This is a genomic window from Arthrobacter sp. TJ-236 (assembly GCF_058269235.1).
Genome location: NZ_JBZCNI010000002.1, coordinates 700361 through 716867 on the forward strand (window position 1 = coordinate 700361; position 16507 = coordinate 716867).

The 16507-nt window shown below is 71.2% G+C and carries 15 protein-coding genes; 12 read left to right on the forward strand and 3 right to left on the reverse strand.

Going from position 1 to position 16507, the window contains the following annotated elements; all coding sequences use genetic code 11:
• Positions 1-3: 3 nt before the first annotated feature.
• Complete coding sequence (locus AC4D16_RS11850) at positions 4-1371, forward strand: M16 family metallopeptidase (RefSeq protein ID WP_490950760.1); 1368 nt, start codon at positions 4-6, stop codon at positions 1369-1371.
• 159 nt (positions 1372-1530) lie between these two features.
• Here the strand turns inward: AC4D16_RS11850 and AC4D16_RS11855 are convergent, their stop codons facing one another.
• Complete coding sequence (locus AC4D16_RS11855; RefSeq protein WP_490950826.1) at positions 1531-1782, reverse strand: MoaD/ThiS family protein; 252 nt, start codon at positions 1780-1782, stop codon at positions 1531-1533.
• Position 1783: 1 nt separating this feature from the next.
• A complete protein-coding gene (gene moaA, locus AC4D16_RS11860; protein ID WP_490955136.1) occupies positions 1784-2854 on the reverse strand; it encodes a GTP 3',8-cyclase MoaA in 1071 nt (356 codons plus the stop codon).
• A 141-nt stretch (positions 2855-2995) separates the two neighbouring features.
• Between moaA and AC4D16_RS11865 the strand changes: the two genes are divergently transcribed.
• The 7 genes from AC4D16_RS11865 to AC4D16_RS11895 all read left to right on the forward strand — a co-directional run bounded on the left by AC4D16_RS11865 (position 2996) and on the right by AC4D16_RS11895 (position 8786).
• Positions 2996-4636 carry a molybdopterin-dependent oxidoreductase gene (locus tag AC4D16_RS11865; protein ID WP_490955137.1) on the forward strand — a complete coding sequence of 547 codons (1641 nt, stop codon included), beginning with the start codon at positions 2996-2998 and terminating at the stop codon, positions 4634-4636.
• A 65-nt stretch (positions 4637-4701) separates the two neighbouring features.
• Positions 4702-6024 (forward strand): molybdopterin molybdotransferase MoeA, encoded by a 1323-nt coding sequence (locus AC4D16_RS11870; RefSeq protein WP_490955138.1) that lies wholly within the window; start codon positions 4702-4704, stop codon positions 6022-6024.
• Positions 6021-6515, forward strand: coding sequence for a cyclic pyranopterin monophosphate synthase MoaC (moaC, locus tag AC4D16_RS11875; RefSeq protein ID WP_490955139.1), 495 nt, complete (start codon positions 6021-6023; stop codon positions 6513-6515). The genes AC4D16_RS11870 and moaC overlap by 4 nt, the downstream gene beginning before the upstream one ends.
• A gap of 110 nt (positions 6516-6625) precedes the next feature.
• On the forward strand, positions 6626-7102 hold the full coding sequence (locus tag AC4D16_RS11880) for a MogA/MoaB family molybdenum cofactor biosynthesis protein (protein WP_490955201.1): 477 nt from the start codon (positions 6626-6628) through the stop codon (positions 7100-7102).
• Positions 7089-7532: a molybdenum cofactor biosynthesis protein MoaE gene (locus AC4D16_RS11885; RefSeq protein ID WP_490950766.1), complete on the forward strand. Its 444-nt coding sequence runs from the start codon at positions 7089-7091 to the stop codon at positions 7530-7532. The genes AC4D16_RS11880 and AC4D16_RS11885 overlap by 14 nt, the downstream gene beginning before the upstream one ends.
• 16 nt (positions 7533-7548) lie before the next feature.
• Positions 7549-8319: a 4-hydroxy-tetrahydrodipicolinate reductase gene (gene dapB / locus AC4D16_RS11890; protein ID WP_490955140.1), complete on the forward strand. Its 771-nt coding sequence runs from the start codon at positions 7549-7551 to the stop codon at positions 8317-8319.
• A complete protein-coding gene (locus tag AC4D16_RS11895) occupies positions 8316-8786 on the forward strand; it encodes a hypothetical protein (RefSeq protein WP_490950768.1) in 471 nt (156 codons plus the stop codon). The genes dapB and AC4D16_RS11895 overlap by 4 nt, the downstream gene beginning before the upstream one ends.
• A gap of 119 nt (positions 8787-8905) precedes the next feature.
• Here AC4D16_RS11895 and AC4D16_RS11900 read toward each other — a convergent pair whose 3' ends face one another.
• Positions 8906-10084 (reverse strand): heparan-alpha-glucosaminide N-acetyltransferase domain-containing protein, encoded by a 1179-nt coding sequence (locus AC4D16_RS11900; RefSeq protein WP_490955141.1) that lies wholly within the window; start codon positions 10082-10084, stop codon positions 8906-8908.
• Between the two features lie 105 nt (positions 10085-10189).
• Between AC4D16_RS11900 and dapA the strand changes: the two genes are divergently transcribed.
• The 4 genes from dapA (at position 10190) to pgsA (ending at position 16503) form a co-directional block, all read left to right on the forward strand.
• Positions 10190-11149: a 4-hydroxy-tetrahydrodipicolinate synthase gene (dapA, locus tag AC4D16_RS11905; protein ID WP_490955142.1), complete on the forward strand. Its 960-nt coding sequence runs from the start codon at positions 10190-10192 to the stop codon at positions 11147-11149.
• Positions 11146-12846 (forward strand): ribonuclease J, encoded by a 1701-nt coding sequence (locus AC4D16_RS11910; protein ID WP_490950771.1) that lies wholly within the window; start codon positions 11146-11148, stop codon positions 12844-12846. The genes dapA and AC4D16_RS11910 overlap by 4 nt, the downstream gene beginning before the upstream one ends.
• Positions 12847-12988: 142 nt before the next feature.
• Positions 12989-15889 (forward strand): FtsK/SpoIIIE family DNA translocase, encoded by a 2901-nt coding sequence (locus AC4D16_RS11915; RefSeq protein ID WP_490955143.1) that lies wholly within the window; start codon positions 12989-12991, stop codon positions 15887-15889.
• Complete coding sequence (gene pgsA, locus AC4D16_RS11920; protein WP_490955144.1) at positions 15886-16503, forward strand: CDP-diacylglycerol--glycerol-3-phosphate 3-phosphatidyltransferase; 618 nt, start codon at positions 15886-15888, stop codon at positions 16501-16503. Before AC4D16_RS11915 ends, pgsA begins: the two co-directional genes overlap by 4 nt.
• Positions 16504-16507 lie beyond the last annotated feature (4 nt).

The following is a 16507-nucleotide window of genomic DNA, read 5'->3' on the forward strand; positions in this document are numbered from 1 at the left end:
AGGATGTCCCTGTCCTCCGTAGTAGCCCTGCCCCTCCTGCCCACCCCGCGCGACGGCGACGGATCCGATTCGTTCGTGGCCGGTGACCCGGGTGGCAACGTCGTCCGGCGCAGCGTGCTGCCCGGAGGGGTCCGCGTCCTGACCGAGGCCATGCCCGGCCAGCGATCCGCCACCATAGGGTTCTGGGTCGGTGTCGGTTCCCGTGACGAGGCCGAGGGCCAGCACGGTTCGACGCACTTCCTGGAACATCTCCTCTTCAAGGGCACCGAGCGCCGGAGCGCCATGGACATCGCGTCCGCCTTCGACGAGGTGGGCGGCGAGTCCAATGCGGCGACCGCGAAGGAGAACACCTGCTACTACGCGCGCGTGCTGGATTCGGACCTCCCCATGGCCATCGACGTCATCGCGGACATGGTGACCTCGGCGGTGCTGGATCCCGAGGAGCTCGAGCAGGAGCGCGACGTGATCCTCGAGGAGATCGCGATGGACAGCGACGATCCCGGTGACGTGGCGCACGAGAAGTTCGTGGAGCTCGTCCTGGGGGAGCACCCCCTGGGCCGTCCGATCGGCGGTACGCCGGAGGCGATCAAGGCCGTCCCGCGGGACTCGGTGCTCGCCCACTACCGCCACTACTACGTGCCCTCCGAACTCGTCGTCACCGCGGCGGGCGGCCTCGACCACGATGTCGTCTGCAGCCTCGTGCAGGAGGCGCTGGAGGCGGCCGGCTGGTCTCTGGAGGACGGCGCCCTCCCGGTCCCGCGGCGCTCGACGACGGCGGCCCCGGTCCGTGGCGCGACGGGTACCCACGTGATCCGCAGGGCTGTCGAACAGTCCAACATCCTCATCGGCTGCCCGTCCCTGACGGCCACCGACGAGCGGCGCTTCGCCATGAGCGTCCTGAACGCCGTCCTCGGCGGCGGGATGTCCTCGAGGCTGTTCCAGGAGATCCGCGAGAAGCGCGGCCTCGTGTACTCCACCTACTCGTTCTCGGCGGCCTACGCCGACGCCGGGTACTTCGGCATGTACGCGGGCTGCTCGCCCGCGAAGACCGGGCAGGTCATCCGGCTGCTCGGCGCGGAACTCGACCGTCTCGCCTCGGACGGCATCGACGCGGAGGAACTCCGCAAGGCCGTGGGGCAGCTCTCGGGAGGCCTCGTCATGGCGCTCGAGGACAGCAGCTCCCGCATGTCGCGGCTCGGGCGCTCGGAGCTCGTGTCAGGGGAGTTCGTGGACATGGACGCCTCGCTCGAACGGATCCGGGCCGTCACGGCCGAGGACGTGCAGGCGCTCGCCCGTGATCTCGCGGCAGCTCCGCGCACCACCGTGGTCGTCGGTCCCTTCGACACCGAAGCGGACTTCGCCGACCGCTGAGGCACTCGTCGGCGCGAGGCCAGGGCCGGTCGCTCAGTCGACTGCCGGGCCTCGCCGCGCGCTGCGGAGGCTGCTGAGCAGGATGCCCAGCCGGACCGGTGAACCGTCTGCTGACGACGCCGGTGGACCCGGGCCGGATCGGCCGGCGTTGCTGCGGCGTCAGCCGCCGGCGAAGGGCGGCAGGACGTCGAGGACGTCGTCGGGTCCGAGGACCGTGGCGTGGTCGCGCAGGGCGATCTCGTTGAGCAGGAAGCTGCTGCGACCCAGCACCGTCGCCAGCGAGGGCGCGCCCGGTGCGACGGGTCGGGTGCGGAGCTCGGCAAGGACGTCCGCGAGCGTGCGCCCTGCGGGCAAGGATTCCTGATCGACGCCGGTCGCGGCCCGCGCCGCGCCGAAGTACCGGACGAGCACCTCAGCCACCGATGGCGCTCATGGATCGGTCGGGCTGCACGAAGTCCTCGGCGCCGAGGCCGGTGTGGCCCATGCCGTGTGCCTTGGGCTTCAGCCACATCGCGTCGCGCCACCGCTGGGCCACGGCGGCGTCGTCGGCGCCCGACCGCAGGAGGTCTCGCAGGTCCGTCTCCTCCCGGGAGAACAGGCAGCTCATGACCTTGCCCTCGGCGGTGACGCGCGTGCGGCGGCAGTCGGCGCAGAACGGTTCCGTCACGGAGGCGATGATGCCCACGATCCCGAGGACGACGTCGGGCGCGTCCTTGGAGCGCACCTCCCACCGTTCGGCGGGAGCGCCGTCGCGTGTGCGGGGATCGGGGGTGAGCACGAAGCGTGTCTCGACGAGGGTGCGCATCTCTGCCGCCGTCACCATGCCGTCCCTCGTCCAGCCGTGGTCGGCGTCGAGCGGCATCTGCTCGATGAAGCGGAGTTCGAAGCCCCGGGCCACGGCCCATTCGACGAGGTCGGGCGCTTCGTGGTCGTTGATGCCGCGCATGAGCACGGCGTTGATCTTCACGAGGCCCAGCCCGGCGTCGGCGGCGGCCTCGATGCCCTTGAGCACCCGGTCGAGGAAGGGGCGGCGGGTCAACTGCGCGAACGTCTCCGGATGCAGCGAGTCCATGGAGACGTTGATGCGGGTGAGCCCGGCTTCCTTGAGCTGAACCGCGCGGCGGTCGAGCCCGAGGGCGTTCGTGGTCATCGAGATCGGGAGGTCGGCGTGATTGGCCCGGATGTCGCGGATGATCTCGAGGAGGTCGGCGCGCACGAGGGGCTCCCCGCCCGTCAGACGGAGTTCGCGGACACCGAGCGAGTCGACGCCGATCCTGACCAGGCGGACGATCTCCTCGCGGGAGAGCACCTGGTCCTTCTGCAGCCAGTTCAGCCCCTCCGCCGGCATGCAGTACGTGCAGCGCAGGTTGCATTTGTCGGTCAGGCTCAGGCGCATGTCAGTGGCGCGGCGGCCGTGGGTGTCGATGAGACCCGGGGCCGCTGCCTCGCGGGCGAGGCCCGGCATTCCCAGTTGGAGTCCCATGCATCGAGGGTACGCCTTTCGACCGCCCGGCCCGAAGTCCGGGGGAACTGCCACCGCACGGCGGTCGTGGTACCAGGGGCCACCCCGGCCGGCATCGAGCCGTCCGTACCTGCACCAGATCCGCACGATGAGGGAGCGACGATGATCCGACGCCGAACGTGGGCCGCGGTCTCCGGTGGGCTCGCCGTGGGCCTCGGGGTCATCGGCGGCGAGCTGTCCGCCGCGGCCCTGAGCCCCTCCGTCACGCCTGTCAGCGCGGTCGGTTCCTGGGTCATCGACATCCTGCCGCCGGGCGTCAAGGACTGGGCGATCGCCGCGTTCGGCACGTCCGACAAGCTCGTCCTGCTCTCGTCCATCGCCGTGATCATCGCGGTCATCGCACTCGCAGCGGGTCTCGCCGAGTTCCGACGCAGGTTCGCCGGACGCGCGGTCATCGCCGGCTTCGGGGTGCTCGGCGCGATCGCCGTCGCCTCGCGCCCGCAGTCCTCCGCGATCTCCTACGTCGCTCCGATCGTGGCGGCGCTGGTCGCGATCGTCGTCCTCGACGCCCTCATCCGCTCGCTCCGCACCTGGTCGAGCGCTGCGGAGAACGGACAGGCGAACGCAGGGTCGAGCGCGGGCAAGAACCCGGCGGAGAACGCGGGCAAGAACGAGGGGGAGGACGCCGGCACGGACGACGCCACGTCCGGCAGGTCTGCCCGCCGCCGGTTCCTGCAGGGCGCGGGGGGAGCCGCCGTCGTCGCCGTCGCGACCGGTGCCGCCGCCGGTGGGGTGCGGTCCTCGCAGTCCGCCGTGACGCAGCAGCGTTCCGCGATCGTGCTGCCGGCGCCGTCGGAACCGGCGGTACCCCCGCCAGCCCCGGGCTCCTTCGTCCCCGAGGGCGCCGATCTCGGCGTCCGGGGTGTCAGCGAGCTCGTGACGCCGTCGGACGACTTCTACCGCATCGACACGGCTCTCGTGGTGCCGGTGGTCGACGCCGCCGAGTGGAGGCTGAGGATCACCGGTCTCGTGGACCGGGAGGTGGAGATCGGGTTCGACGAGCTGCTCGCTTTTCCCCTGATCGAGCGGTACGTGACGCTCGCCTGCGTGTCGAACCCCGTGGGCGGGAATCTGACCGGGAACGCGCGATGGCTCGGCTACCCCGTCCGGTCGCTCCTGGAACGGGCCGGGGTCAGGCCGGGAGCGGACATGGTGCTCTCGACGAGTGCGGACGGATTCACCGCGGGCACCCCGCTCGAGGCGCTGACCGACGACCGCGACTCGTTGCTCGCGGTCGGAATGAACGGACAGCCGCTGCCGGTGGAGCACGGCTTCCCGGCGCGCCTGGTGGTGCCGGGTCTGTACGGATTCGTCTCCGCCACCAAGTGGGTCACCGAACTGAAGGTGACCCGGTTCGCCGAGGACAAGGCCTACTGGTCCACGCGTGGCTGGTCCGAGCGCGGACCGGTCAAGACGTCGTCGCGCATCGACGTGCCCCGGGCGAACGCGAGCGTCCCGGCGGGCGCCGTGACCATCGGTGGCGTGGCCTGGGCGCAGCACAGGGGAGTGGAGGCAGTGGAGGTGCGCGTCGACGGCGGAGCCTGGCAGCGCGCAACGCTCGCCACACCCATCTCCGCCGATACCTGGTGCCAGTACAGCGTCACCCTGACCCTGGAACCGGGCTCCCGCACCGTGCAGTCCCGTGCCGTGGACGCCCGGGGCGACGTCCAGTCGGACGCCTTCGTCGATCCCGCCCCGGACGGCGCCGAGGGACTGCACACGGTAACGTTCACGGTGACCTAGGCCGGACGGTCGTCGCCCACGGACAGCCGTGAGCCGCGATGCCGGCAGACCCGCGGGAGGCGCGCGTGAAGAGATCTGTCGCCGAACACCAGGCCGCCGTCAGCGGACTCCTCCGGTGGAGTGGCGGGTACGACGCCGCCCGCAGCGAGGTCCTGCCCCTCACCGCAGCGCGGGATCGGGTTCTCGCCGAGGACGTCACAGCGCCGGTCAGCCTGCCACCCTTCGACAATTCGCAGATGGACGGCTACGCCGTCCACGCCGACGATCTCGACCGCACCTCGCCGCTCATCGTCGCCGAGGCGATCCCCGCGGGCTCGATGCCCGGTGAGCTCCTGCCCGGCACGACGGCGCCCATCATGACGGGCGCCGTCCTCCCACCGGGCGCGGCCGCCGTCGTGCCGATCGAGCAGGCCGATCCGGCGCAGTTCCCGACGCCCGCCGCGGTGCGGGCGGACGAGGTGACGGTCGTCCTTCCTGCCGGCGTCGAGATGGGACGTTTCGTCCGCCGGGCCGGCAGTGACATCGCGGCCGGCGATGTCGCCCTCCCGGCAGGCACCGCCCTCGGCCCCGCCCAGCTCGGACTCCTCGCGGCGTGCGGGGTCGACGCGGTGCCCGTCCGTCCCCGCTTCCACGTCCTGCTGCTCTCCACCGGGGACGAGGTCGCCGAGCCCGGCGCACCGCTGGTGCCGGGCACCATCTACGACGCGAACACCACCCTGCTGGAGGCCGCCCTGCACGAGGCGGGCGCGGAGGTGACGCGGCACAGACTCCTCGGTGACGACCCGGCCGTGCTCCGGGAGGTGCTCGGCGGCATCGACGGCAGCACCACGCACCTCGTCCTCAGCACCGGCGGCATCAGCCAGGGCGCGTACGAGGTGGTGAAGCAGGCGCTGGCCGACAGCGCCGTCGAGTTCTCGTCCGTGGCGATGCAGCCCGGAGGCCCGCAGGCGCACGGCACCATCGGGGGCGTCCCGTTCCTCGGGTTCCCGGGCAACCCCGTCAGCGCCTTCGTCTCCTTCGAGATGTTCCTCCGGCCGGTGCTGCGCCGGCTGACCGGTGCTCCCGCACCTCGGCCTGTCCTCCGGGCCGACCTCGCGGACGCGATCACCAGCCCCGCCGCGAAGCACCAGATCCGACGCGGCCTGTACCGGCAGGGCAGCGTGACCGTGGTCGGCGGTCCGGACTCCCACCTCCTCCACGCACTCGCCGCGTCGAACTGCCTCATCCACGTGCCCGCAGGCGTCGAGTCCCTGGAGCCGGGTGACGCCGTCGAGGTGACGCTCTTCGGCCCCGAACCCGAGGACCCCTTCGCGGTGGACGACGTCCTGGTCACGGAGGAGGCCGTCTCGCCGGAGGACACGCGCAACCCCGCTGGAAGGACCACATGACACACCCGCCCGCCCCGCACCCGGAGGGCCTCTCCCACGTCCGCGCCGACGGCACCGCCCACATGGTCGATGTCTCCCACAAGCAGGCCACCGTGCGGGAGGCCGTCGCCGAGGCGACCCTGCAGACCACACCCGACGTCGTCGCACTCGTGACGGCCGGCGGACTGCCCAAGGGGGACGCGCTCGCCGTCGCCCGCGTGGCAGGGATCATGGCCGCGAAGCAGACGTCGACGCTCATCCCCCTCTGCCACCCGCTCCCGCTGTCCAAGGTCACGGTGGACTTCGAGCCCGACGACGGCGGCCAGGTGCGCGTCGTCGCGCTCGTGCGGACCACGGCGCTGACGGGCGTCGAGATGGAAGCCCTCACGAGCGCCTCCGTGGCCGCGCTGACGCTGTACGACATGATCAAGGCTGTGGACAAGCGCGCCGTCATCACCGGTATCCGGGTGCTGTCGAAGACCGGTGGTAAGAGCGGGGACTGGACGGCATGAGCGCTCCCCACGAGCACGGCGCGAGCAGCCACACGACCAGTGGCACGAGTAGCGGGACGAGTGGCCACGCGCACGGGCGGAGCCATGCGCCGACGGGCAGGGGGCCGGGGATGCGGTCGGCCGCGATCGTCATCGCCTCGACCCGCGCTGCCGCGGGCACGTACGAGGACGAGTGCGGCCCGGCGATCGCCGCCTGGCTCTACGAGCACGGCTACGCGGTGTCCGACGCCGTCGTCGTCCCGGACGGTGACGCCGTGGGGCAGGCGATCGGGGTGGCCCTGGAGGCACGGCCCGCCGTGCTCATCACGAGTGGCGGCACGGGACTCAGCCCCGACGACGCCACGCCCGAGCAGACGGCGCCCTACCTGACCCGGAGCCTGCCCGGCATCATGGAGGCCGTCCGCCGGGCGGGCGAGGCCGCAGTGCCCACGGCCGTTCTCAGTCGCGGGCTCGCCGGCGCCGCCGGTTCCACGTTCGTGATCAACCTGCCCGGATCTCCGGGCGGCGTGCGGGACGGACTGGCCGTGCTCTCGCCGCTCGTCGACCACATCTGCTCGCAACTGGAAGGCCACAATGACCACCGATAAGGCCCTGGGCGTCGTCGTCCACGCAGCCGTCGCCGAGGCTCCGATCACCCCCGACCAGGCCCGGGCGGGCGTCGATTCCCCGCAGTGCGGCGCCGTGGTGGGTTTCAGCGGTGTGGTGCGGAACCACGACGGCGGGCGCGAGGTCACGTCGCTCAGCTACTCCGCGCACCCCAGCGCGGAGCGGATCATCCGGGAGGTCGCCGAGGAGATCGCCGCGCGGCACGACGGCGTCCGCCTCTGGGTGGCGCACCGGGTGGGTCCGCTCGTGATCGGGGACCAGGCGCTCGTCGCCGCCGTGGGTGCCGCGCACCGCGGCGAGGCCTTCGCGGCGTGCTCGGAGCTCGTGGACCTCGTGAAGGAACGCGTCCCCATCTGGAAGGAGCAGTTCTTCACGGACGGCACGGTCGAGTGGGTCGGCGCAGGAGCCTGACAGTAGGCTGGGACGCATGACCGATCTACTGCCCGTGGCCGTGCTCGGTGCCCGTGGCCGGATGGGATCGGAGGCCGTGCGCGCCATCGAGGCCGCCCCCGACCTCGATCTCGTGGCGGCCCTCGGCAGCTCCGATCCGCTCGAGGACCTCGTCTCGGCGGGAGCGCGGGTCGTCGTCGACCTCACCGTCCCCGACGCGACGGCCGCCAACGTGCGCTTCGTCGTCGAGCACGGCATGCACGCCGTGGTGGGTACCACCGGCTGGACGAGCGAACGCGTCAGCGAGCTCGAGGCCCTGCTCGCGGACACACCGGCCGCGGGTGTGCTGATCGCCCCGAACTTCGCCCTCGGGTCGGTGCTCGCCACGGCCTTCGCCGCCGCCGCCGCACAGTACTTCGACTCCGTGGAGATCATCGAGCTGCACCACCCCGACAAGGTGGACGCGCCGTCCGGGACCGCCACCAGGACGGCCCAGCTCGTCGCTGCGGCGCGGCTGGCGGCAGGCGTGCCCGACGCACCCGACGCGACACGCGACCAGCTGCCCGGAGCCCGTGGCGCGGCGGTCGACGGCGTCCCGGTCCACTCGGTCAGGCTCCGCGGCCTGACCGCGCACCAGGAGGTGCTGCTGGGTGGCCCGGGGGAGCAGTTGAGCATCCGGCACGATTCCTTCGACCGGGCGTCCTTCATGCCCGGCGTTCTCCTCGGTATCCGCACGGTGGTGCAGCGTCCCGGCCTCACGGTGGGGCTCGACGGCTACCTCGATCTGCACCTCGGCCGCACATCGTGAACGGGATCGTCGGTTTCTACCGCGAGCACAGCGTCAAACTGGGCGTGCTGCTCGTCACGGCGCTGCTGGTCTTCTGGCTCGTCGTCGCCTTCCAGCGGAGTTTCCTGTTGCTGGGTGACCCCGATCCCGTCGCGAAGGCGCTCGGCGTCGGCTACCTCCTGCTTCCGTGCATCGGTGCCTGGGCGCTGATCCGCGAACTCCTCTTCGGCGCGCGCACGCAGTCGATGGCCCGCCACCTGGAGCGCGAGGGCGGGCTGCCCGTCGACGACCTCCCGCGGACGCCGGCCGGGCGGATCGTCCGGTCCGCCGCCGACGAGGCGTTCCCGCCGTACCAGGCGGCGGTCGAGGCGGACCCCGAGAACTGGCGTACCTGGTTCCGGCTCTCGTGCGCCTACGACGCCGCCGGCGATCGCAAGCGAGCCCGCCGCGCCATGCGCGATGCCGCGAAGCTGTACTCGGCGCGCTGACTGCGCCGCCGCTGACGGTGGTGCTCACGCCGGGGCCGAGAGCTCACTCGTCCGGTCGCTCGTCTTCGCGGTTCTCCGCCCGGCTGCTGCCCGATCGTGTCACCGTCGTCGTTCCGACGTCAGGTGCGGGCGTCCGCCCGGCTGTCCCGTGCGGCCGTCGCGGCCCCGGAGGCCAGGAGCTCCAGCGGCCCGCATGAGCGCAGGCGCTGGAAGAGCATGCCGATCAGGACCGCCACCACCACCTGCAGCCAGTACAGCTGCGTGGGGTCGGGGAGGGGCGTCAGCTGGTCGGCCCAGCTCATGACGCAGATGTGCAGGGTGTAGAGGGTCAGCGTCATCGCGCCCGGCGCCGAGAGCGGCAGCAGCGCGAGCGGGAAGCGGCGGGTCAGGAGCAGGCACAGCCCGACGACGGCGGCGGAGGACCCGCTGACCGAGAGGAGGTCCAGCGTGGTCCCGGAATGCGGTGCGCTCACGGCGAGCCACCACCAGGACCCCGACTGGTCGATCCCGGCGAGACCGACGTCCAGCATGGCCTCCAGCGGGTACCGGGCGCCATCCGGCGTCTGCAGGATCTCCGCGAGCCCTCCCGCCGGCCCGAGCAGCTGGAGACTGGTGAACTTCGCGGCGGCCATCGCGAGGACCCCTCCGGCGACGAGGGCCACCTGGACGGGGAGACGCCGCAGGTCCGTCCGCCCGATCAGCAGGCCCACGAGGATGAAGCCGAGCCACTGGAGCACGGGATAGTAGCCGGTGAGGAAGACGTCCGCCGCGAGGGTCTGCGGCGCGAGGACATGCTCGAAGATCGGATTGCCGCCGAGGGAATCCGGTTCCACGACATTCCGCACGACCGGCCGCAGTAAGTAGGCCGCCACCGGAGCGAGGAGCAGCCACCCGGCCGCCCACGCGGCGAGCGCGCGGACCCGCAGGCCGAGGAAGGGCAGTGCAAGGAGGAAGAGCACGCCGTAGTGGAAGAGGATGATGGCGATGTTCGTCTCCACCCCACCGAGGACGAGCCCGATCAGGGAGATGATCACGGCGCGGACGGCGATACCCGTGCGGTCCGCGGACAGCAGCCCGTCACGGTGGGGCGACCGTCCGCCCGTGAGCAGCGCGAGGCCTATCCCGGCGACGACGGCGAAGAGGCCGGAGGCACGGCCCGAGAAGAGGAGTGCGGTGGTCGAGGCCTCGACCGTTCCCGGGACGTAGAGCGGGAATATGTGCGTGCTCATCATGCCGAAGAGCGCCACACCGCGGGCGGCGTCGATACCGGTCAGTCGCCGCGCGGGGGTGGTCTGCATCCAGCCATGGTTGCACAGCCCCTCGGGTGGCGGCTGGGAGCGACTGCGGGCGACAGGGAGCTTCCCCCCACGTCCGCGGGACGTCGAACGGGTAACGTTTCTCCCATGGCCGATACCTCCACGCCCACCCGTCCGTTCGGCACCCTCGTGGCCGCCATGGTCACGCCCTTCGACGCCGATGGAGCAGTGGACCTCGATGCCACCGCGGCCCTCGCCGTCCGGCTCGTGGACGAGGGCTGTGACGGCCTGGTCGTGTCGGGGACCACGGGGGAGACCTCCACGCTCGAGGACTCCGAGAAGGAGGACCTCTACCGTGTCGTCGTCGACGCCGTGGGGGACAGGGCGCGCGTGATCGCCGGCACGGGGACGAACCACACCTCCCACTCCGTCGAGATGGCCCGGCGGGCGGAGCGGGCAGGCGCCCACGGACAGCTCGTGGTGACGCCGTACTACAACAAGCCGACGCAGGCCGGCGTGGTGGCGCACTTCGAGGCGGTCGCGGCGGCGAGCGACCTGCCCATCATGATCTACGACATCCCCGGCCGCTCCGGCATCCCCATCGAGACCGACACGATGCGCAGGCTCGCCGAGAACCCGCGCATCACGGCGCTCAAGGACGCGAAGGCGGACTTCGCCGCGGTCACCCGCGTCCTCGCCTCCACCGATCTCGACGTCTACTCGGGCGACGACGGCCTCACGCTGCCCTGGATGGCAGCGGGCGCCGTCGGCGTCGTGAGCGTCAGTGTGCACGTCGCCACGCGGACGTTCCGCGCCCTCGTGGACGCGGCCGCCGCCGGGCGCTTCGACGAGGCACGCCGTCTCCACTTCGAGCTCGACCCCGTGATCCGGGCCGTGATGACACACATCCCCGGCGCCGTGTCCGCCAAGCACGTCCTCCGCCTCCAGGGCGTCCTGGCCAACGACGTCGTCCGCCTACCGCTCGTGGCGCCGGAGCCGGGAGAGGTCGAGGCGATCCTCGCCGACCTCGCCGAGGCCGGCTGGGACCTGTCCGCGGTATCGAAGGAACCGACGGGGCCGTCGGATCGCGCGGACCTCTCCGCATGAGCGACGCCGCGCACCTCGCACCGCTCCTGCCGTCGCTGCCGCCGCCCCTGGAACCGGGGACGCTCCGGGTGGTGCCGCTCGGCGGGCTCGGTGAGATCGGCCGGAACATGGCGGTCTTCGAGATCGGCGGGAAGATCCTCATCGTCGACTGCGGCGTCCTGTTCCCCGAGGAGACGCAGCCCGGCGTCGACCTGATCCTGCCGGACTTCTCCTACATCGAGGACCGGCTCGACGACGTCGTGGGGCTCGTCCTCACCCACGGCCACGAGGACCACATCGGGGCGGTCCCGTACCTGCTCCGCCTGAAGGCGGACATCCCGCTCATCGGGTCGCAACTCACGCTGGCGCTCATCGAGGCCAAGCTGCAGGAGCACCGGATCCGGCCCTACACGCTGACGGTGTCCGAGGGGCAGATCGAGCAGTTCGGCCCGTTCGAGTGCGAGTTCGTCGCCGTCAACCACTCGATCCCCGACGCCCTCGCGGTGTTCATCCGCACCGAGGCCGGCAACGTCCTCCACACGGGCGACTTCAAGATGGACCAGTTGCCGCTCGACGGACGGATCACCGACCTGCGTGCGTTCGCCCGCCTCGGCGAGGAGGGCGTGGACCTGTTCATGGTGGACTCCACGAATGCCGATGTGCCCGGCTTCACGACGGCGGAGCGCGAGATCGGACCGGTCCTCGAGAACCTCTTCGGCCAGGTCCGCAAGCGCATCATCGTGGCGTCCTTCTCGTCCCACATCCACCGCGTGCAGCAGGTCCTCGACGCCGCGCACGCCCACGGCCGCTTCGTCTGCTTCGCGGGGCGCTCCATGGTGCGCAACATGTCGATCGCCGCGAAGCTCGGGTACCTGAAGGTGCCCGACGGCATCCTCGTGGACATCAAGAACGTCGACGACCTGCCCGACGACCGCGTGGTGCTGATGTCCACCGGCTCCCAGGGCGAACCCATGGCCGCCCTGTCCCGCATGGCGAACGGCGACCACCGGATCACGGTCGGGCCCGGCGACACGGTGATCCTCGCGTCCTCGCTCATCCCCGGCAACGAGAACGCCGTGTATCGCGTGATCAACGGGCTGCTGAAACTCGGCGCGGACGTCATCCACAAGGGCAACGCCAAGGTGCACGTCTCCGGGCACGCCGCTGCGGGTGAGCTGCTGTACTGCTACAACATCCTCCGGCCCAAGAACGTGATGCCGGTGCACGGCGAGACGCGGCACCTCATCGCGAACGGCAAGTTGGCGCAGCAGACCGGCATCCCCGCGTCGAACGTCCTGCTCACGGACGACGGCTCGGTCATCGACCTCGTGGACGGCACCGCGAAGGTGGTCGGCGCGGTCGAGTGCGGATTCGTGTACGTGGACGGTTCGAGCGTCGGCGAGATCACCGACGCCGACCTCAAGGACCGGCGCATCCTCGGCGAGGAGGGATTCATCTCGATCATCACCGTGGTCAACCGCACCACGGGCAAGATCGTGTCCGGCCCGGACATCCACGCGCGCGGCTTCGCGGAGGACGACTCCGTGTTCGACGAGATCAAACCGAGGATCGCCGAGGCCCTGGAGGAAGCGGTGATGACGAACCGCGACCACACCACCTACCAGCTCCAGCAGGTCGTCAGGCGCATCATCGGTACCTGGGTGAACCGGCGCCACCGCCGGCGCCCCATGATCATCCCGGTGGTGCTGGAGGCCTGAGCCGGGAGCGACGCGGTGACTGTATGGCTCTCGCACGCGGCCCGGAGTCGCCCGCTCCGCAGGCCGGTAGCGCTACCCGTTCCCGATCGGGCGGGTGCGGGAATCCGGCGTCGCGCCAGACCTGTCGGGTACCGTGAGGATCATGGCCACTCGAACGTCCCCCGCCCCGCGGGGCCAGCAGCAGACCCGCGGCAGGGGAGCCTCGGCCGCTTCGACGCCCTCGCGTGGCAAGGCTCCTGCGAAGGCCGCGGGCCGCGCGGTCACGAAGACACGGCAGGCCCCGGTGACGCCGGAGCCCCAGCACGAGGAGCGCCTCGCCTTCCCCCTGAGGGCCGTGCGCGCCGTCTGGATGAGCATGGCCCGCGTGGTCGCCTCGGGTGTCCGCACCTTCGGTCACGACGTCGCCCCCGAGCGTGAGCTCCGCCGCGACGGTTCCGGATTCTTCCTGATGCTGCTCGCCCTCGCGGTCGCCGCCGTCGAGTGGTGGGCACTGACGGGCCCACCCGCCGACGTCGTCCATGCAGCCGCGGGCGGCACGTTCGGCTGGATGGCCCTGCTCCTGCCGTTCATGCTGGTGATCGGAGCCGTGCGTCTGTTCCGGTATCCCGAGCGACACCGGGGCAACAACCGCATCGCCATCGGTCAACTCGTCATCCTCTTCGCCGGCTCCGGGATAGCGCACCTGGTGGGCGGCGCTCCCGGCCTGTCGGACGGCCTCGATGCGCTGTGGCGTGCCGGCGGCGTGGTCGGATTCCTCGTCGCGGGCCCGTTGAGCAGCGTCCTCACGGCCTGGCCGGTCGCCTTCCTGCTCAGCCTCCTGGTGCTGCTCGGCCTGCTGATCGTGACGGCAACGCCGTTCCGACACATCCCCTCGCGCCTGCGCACGCTCTACGAGCACCTCATGGGTCAGGATGCGGACGGTTCCGGCGGACCCGCCCGCCGGCGCGACCGCAGCGACGACGAGGACCACGACCAGAGCTACCTCTACGAGACGCACGGCGCCAGTGCGGCGCCGGGGCCGAAACGCCGTAAGCGCCTGTTCGGCCGCGACACAGCAGCTGCACCGCACGACGCCGGTTCCGAGTCCGGGATCGACGGCTACGTGGGCGACGAGGCCTTCGAGCGGGCGCTCATCGAGGACGAGGAGCGCCGCGCCCGTGAGGCGGAGGCGGCCGTGCCGCCGGGCGTCCGTCGTCCGACGAAGCAGGAGCTCGCAGCCGAGGAACTGAAGCGGACGCAGGGTGCCCGCGCCGCGGCGCCCGTCGCTCCTCCGGTCGCGCTGCCCCGCGCCCCCGAGGGCGCCACCGAGGCCATTGACGTCGTGCCTGCCGCCCAGGCACTCATCGTTCCTTCCACCCCCGTGCAGCCGCAGGTGCCTCCCACGCCCATCCCGCAGCGGACGGAGCAGCTGCAGCTGGCCGGCGACGTCGCCTACACCCTGCCCCCGTCCGACTACCTGCCCGCCGGTACCCCGCCGAAGGAGCGCTCGGAGGCGAACGACGCCGTCGTCGCCGCCCTGACGCACACCATGGACCAGTTCAACGTGGACGCGAAGGTGACCGGCTTCTCCCGCGGGCCCACCGTCACGCGGTACGAGATCGAGCTCGCCCCGGGCACCAAGGTGGAGCGCGTCACCGCGCTGTCCAAGAACATCTCCTACGCCGTCGCGTCCTCGGACGTCCGGATCCTCTCGCCCATCCCCGGCAAGTCCGCCATCGGTATCGAGATCCCGAACACGGACCGTGAGACCGTCTCACTCGGTGACGTGCTCCGCTCGGGGAACGCCCGGAAGACGGAGCACCCGATGGTCATGGGTGTGGGCAAGGACGTCGAGGGCGGGTTCGTCGTCGCGAACCTCGCCAAGATGCCGCACCTGCTCGTCGCGGGAGCCACCGGCGCCGGAAAGTCCTCCTTCGTGAACTCGATGATCACGTCGATCCTCATGCGGTCCACGCCGGACGAGGTCCGGATGGTCATGGTCGATCCGAAGCGCGTGGAACTGACCGCCTACGAGGGCGTCCCGCACCTCATCACCCCGATCATCACCAATCCGAAGAAGGCCGCGGAGGCGCTGCAGTGGGTGGTCCGCGAGATGGACACGCGCTACGACGACCTCGCCAACTACGGCTACAAGCACATCGACGACTTCAACAAGGCAGTGCGCAACGGCAAGGTGGTGCCTCCCGAGGGGTCCAAGCGCGTCGTGCGGCCCTACCCGTACCTGCTGGTGATCGTGGACGAGCTGGCCGACCTCATGATGGTCGCCCCGCGCGACGTCGAGGACTCGATCGTCCGCATCACGCAGCTCGCCCGAGCCGCGGGCATCCACCTCGTGCTCGCCACCCAGCGTCCGTCGGTCGATGTCGTGACCGGGCTCATCAAGGCCAACGTGCCCTCCCGGATGGCCTTCGCGACGTCCTCGGTCACCGACTCCCGCGTGGTCCTCGACCAGCCCGGCGCCGAGAAGCTCATCGGCCAGGGCGACGCCCTCTTCCTGCCCATGGGTGCCTCCAAGCCCATGCGCGTGCAGGGGGCCTGGGTCACGGAGTCGGAGATCCACCGGGTCGTCGAGCACGTGAAGGGACAGCTCCAGGCGACGTACCGCGAGGACGTCGCCGTGGAGGCGCCGAAGAAGCAGATCGACGACGACATCGGGGACGATCTCGACGTGCTGCTGCAGGCCACCGAACTCGTGGTGACCACGCAGTTCGGGTCCACGTCGATGCTCCAGCGGAAGCTCCGCGTCGGCTTCGCGAAGGCGGGCCGGCTCATGGACCTGCTGGAATCCCGCGGTGTCGTCGGTCCGTCCGAGGGGTCCAAGGCCCGCGACGTGCTGGTCAAGCCGGACGATCTCGAGTCCGTCCTGGGCGCCATGCGCGGAGACGAGGCGCCCCGGCAGGCAGAGGTCCGGCCGCCGATCGATCTCGTGGCGGACGACCTCGCGGCCAGGGCGCAGGCCGTCGATTACCACGACGGCGCCGATCCCAGCACGGATCCGGACGACGACGACGGGCACGACGCCTGGAACCTGACCGGGAGATGAGCGTGGCCGACTCCACGAACGCGGCAGTGCCGGTCCTCAACATCGCGAACGTCCTCACAGTCGTCCGCATCCTGCTCGTCCCCTTCTTCATCTGGTTCCTCCTCGCGGACGACGGCGCGGACGGCCTGTTCCGCTGGCTCGCGGTGATCACCTTCGCGATCGCCATCTACACGGACAAGCTCGACGGCGACCTCGCGCGGAGCCGCGGACTGATCACGGACTTCGGCAAGATCGCGGACCCGATCGCGGACAAGCTGCTCATCGGGTCCGCGCTGGTGCTGCTGTCCGTCCTGGGCGAGCTCTGGTGGTGGGTGACCATCCTGATCCTCGCCCGCGAGCTGGGCATCACGCTGCTGCGGTTCGCCGTGATCCGCTACGGGGTCATGCCGGCCTCGCGCGGCGGGAAGCTGAAGACCGTGGTGCAGACGGCCGCCATCCTGCTGTTCCTCGTCCCGCTGCAGACGTTGCTCGGCGAGTGGGCCTGGTGGCCCGCCGCCGTCGTCATGGCCGCCGCCGTCGTGATCACCGTCGTGACGGGCGTCGACTACGTCGTCCAGGCGATCAGGCTCCGCGCCGGTGCCCGGTCCGCGGGTCATGGTGACGGTCGCGCCTAGCACG

Bases quoted from the DNA above. Each gene is read 5' to 3' on its own strand.
- AC4D16_RS11850 (WP_490950760.1), top strand. From the start codon at position 4: ATGTCCCTGTCCTCCGTAGTAGCCCTGCCCCTCCTGCCCACCCCGCGC.
- moaA (WP_490955136.1), bottom strand. From the start codon at position 2,854: ATGGGACTCCAACTGGGAATGCCGGGCCTCGCCCGCGAGGCAGCGGCC.
- AC4D16_RS11865 (WP_490955137.1), top strand. From the start codon at position 2,996: ATGATCCGACGCCGAACGTGGGCCGCGGTCTCCGGTGGGCTCGCCGTG.
- moaC (WP_490955139.1), top strand. From the start codon at position 6,021: ATGACACACCCGCCCGCCCCGCACCCGGAGGGCCTCTCCCACGTCCGC.
- AC4D16_RS11880 (WP_490955201.1), top strand. From the start codon at position 6,626: ATGCGGTCGGCCGCGATCGTCATCGCCTCGACCCGCGCTGCCGCGGGC.
- AC4D16_RS11885 (WP_490950766.1), top strand. From the start codon at position 7,089: ATGACCACCGATAAGGCCCTGGGCGTCGTCGTCCACGCAGCCGTCGCC.
- dapB (WP_490955140.1), top strand. From the start codon at position 7,549: ATGACCGATCTACTGCCCGTGGCCGTGCTCGGTGCCCGTGGCCGGATG.
- AC4D16_RS11900 (WP_490955141.1), bottom strand. From the start codon at position 10,084: ATGCAGACCACCCCCGCGCGGCGACTGACCGGTATCGACGCCGCCCGC.
- dapA (WP_490955142.1), top strand. From the start codon at position 10,190: ATGGCCGATACCTCCACGCCCACCCGTCCGTTCGGCACCCTCGTGGCC.
- AC4D16_RS11910 (WP_490950771.1), top strand. From the start codon at position 11,146: ATGAGCGACGCCGCGCACCTCGCACCGCTCCTGCCGTCGCTGCCGCCG.
- AC4D16_RS11915 (WP_490955143.1), top strand. From the start codon at position 12,989: ATGGCCACTCGAACGTCCCCCGCCCCGCGGGGCCAGCAGCAGACCCGC.
- pgsA (WP_490955144.1), top strand. From the start codon at position 15,886: ATGAGCGTGGCCGACTCCACGAACGCGGCAGTGCCGGTCCTCAACATC.